This is a genomic window from Brevundimonas sp., from assembly GCF_029946145.1.
In the GTDB taxonomy this organism is placed as follows: Bacteria; Pseudomonadota; Alphaproteobacteria; order Caulobacterales; family Caulobacteraceae; genus Brevundimonas.
Genome location: NZ_JAQSDY010000020.1, coordinates 1 through 2,284, shown reverse-complemented (window position 1 = coordinate 2,284; position 2,284 = coordinate 1). Strand labels below are relative to the sequence as shown.

Genomic DNA, 2,284 nt, shown 5'->3' with positions numbered 1-2,284 from the left:
TGTCCCAGGCCCTGCGCCAAGCGCTGACGACGGTCGGGAACTTCTTGCCCCAGGGGCCGGCCTCAAACGCGTCCAGCTCGGCCTCAGCCGCTTCGGCGCTCACCGCCGTGTAGATCGGTTTGATGGCCGCAGCCAGCGTTTTGCGGTCCTTCCAGCTGGCGAAGTCCAGGCTGTTGCGAATCAGGTGCACGATGCAGGTCTGCAGCGTCGTGGCAGGCAGCACCGCGCCCAGTGCCTCTGGCATGCCCTTGAGCCCATCGGTGACGGCGATCAGGATGTCCTGCACCCCGCGTGTCTTCAGGTCGTTGAAGACCTTCATCCAGAACTTGGCGCCCTCGGTGTTCTCGATCCAGATTCCGAGGATGTCGCGGGTGCCGTCGGGCAGCACGCCCAACGCCAGGTACACGGCCTTGGAGCGCACCACGGCGTCCTCACGGATCTTCACACGCAGCGCATCAAAGAACACCACCGGATACATCGGTTCCAGCGGACGTGTCTGCCAAGCCGTGACCTCGCTCATCACCTCATCGGTGACCCGGCTGATGAGGTCGGGGGAGACGTCTACCGAGTACATCTCGGCCAGGAAACCCTGGATCTCACGCACCGTCATGCCGCGCGCATACATCGCGATGATCTTGTCGTCAAAGCCGGTGAAACGCCGCTCGTGCTTGCCGATGATCTGCGGCTCAAAGCTGCCTTCGCGGTCGCGCGGCACCTCAATGCGCATCGCCCCCGCATCGGTCAGCACCGTCTTGGCGCTCTTGCCGTTGCGGTGGTTACCCACCCCTTCAGGTTTGGACTGCCCGGGGGCATAGCCCAGATGGTGGCTCATCTCGGCGCCCAACGGTAAGCGTCCAGCAAACACATGTTGACATCCCGTCAACAGCCCGGAATCAGGCGGTCTGCGGCCGCCAGCGATGAGGCAATAACTCGCCGATCTGGCTGGCCTTGTGCGTGGGCAGACGCTGCAGCACATCGCGCAGATAGGCATACGGATCCAGCCCATTGAGCTTGGCTGACTGGATCAGACTCATGATCGCCGCGGCGCGCTGGCCCGCCATCAACGAGCCCGCAAACAGCCAGTTCTTGCGCCCGATCGCAATGGGCCGCATCTGGTTCTCGATCCAGTTGTTGTCGATGGGCAGGCGCCCGTCGTCGATGTAGCGCGTGAGCGCCTCCCAGCGCTTGAGACTGTAGTCCAACGCTTTGGCCGTGGCCCCGGAGAACACCTTGGCGCGCTGCGCCAGCATCCAGCCATGCAGAGCATCGGCAATCGGCTTGGCCTTGCTCTGGCGGATGGCTTGGCGCTGATCGGCGTGCAAGTCTCGGACCTCGCGTTCGATGTCGTACAGCAGGCTGATGTACTGCAATGCTTGACCGGCAATCTGGCTGGTGTGATTGACGTGCAAATCGAAGAACTTGCGCCGGGCATGCGCCATGCAGCCCACCTCGGTGATGCCGCCGGCAAAGCTGGCCTTGTAGCCTGCGTAGTCGTCGCAGATCAGGCTGCCGCGCCACTCTCCCAGGAAGGCGCGAACGTGCTCGCCGCTGCGGCTCTCGCAAAAGTCGTAGACGACCGCCTTCATGGGCTCGAAGGCCCCCGTGCTGTAGGCCCACAGGTAGGCGCGGTGCGTCTTGCCGTTGCCCGGCTTGAGCATCTGCACCGGCGTCTCGTCGGCGTGCAGCACCGTGTGGGCCAGCATCTCGGTCATGAGCGCATCGACCAGCGGTTGCAGTTGCACGCCGCACTGGCCCATCCACTGCGCCAGCGTCGAACGCGGCAGCGGCACGCCTGCGCGGGCGTAGCGGTCTTCCAAGCGGTACAGCGGCAGGTGGTCGCCGAATTTGCCGACCGCCACATCGGCCAGCAGACCCGCGGTCGGGATGCCCTTGTCGATGATCTGCGCGGGCACCGGTGCCTGCACCAGCTTTTGGCAAGCACCGCAGGCCCACTTGCCGCGCACATGGCGCTCGACCTTGAAGGTGCCGGGCGTGTAGTCCAGCTTCTCGCTGACGTCCTCGCCGATGCGCTTCATCTGGCAGCCGCAGCCGCACCGCGTGTTCTCGGGCTCGTGCTTGATCTCCACGCGCGGCAGGTGCTCGGGCAAGGGGACGCGACGTGGCTTGGCCTTGGGTGCCGTGTCTAGGTGTCGCGTCCCGTGTGATCATGTACCCATTCGTAGCTGGGCACTATTCCGGGCAAGGGATGTGATGCGTGGCGTGATTGAATCCTTCAAAGTGGAGCAGTCCAGATGAGCGAAGTGCATGCCCAGGCCCGAACCAC

The 2,284-nt window shown here is 64.3% G+C and carries 2 pseudogenes; both read right to left on the bottom strand.

The annotated features are described in order from the left end of the window. A pseudogene (locus PSV23_RS08555) lies at positions 1-844 on the bottom strand (IS256 family transposase); the annotation flags it as partial. Between the two features lie 49 nt (positions 845-893). After that, a pseudogene (locus tag PSV23_RS08550) lies at positions 894-2,135 on the bottom strand (IS66 family transposase); the annotation flags it as partial. Positions 2,136-2,284 lie beyond the last annotated feature (149 nt).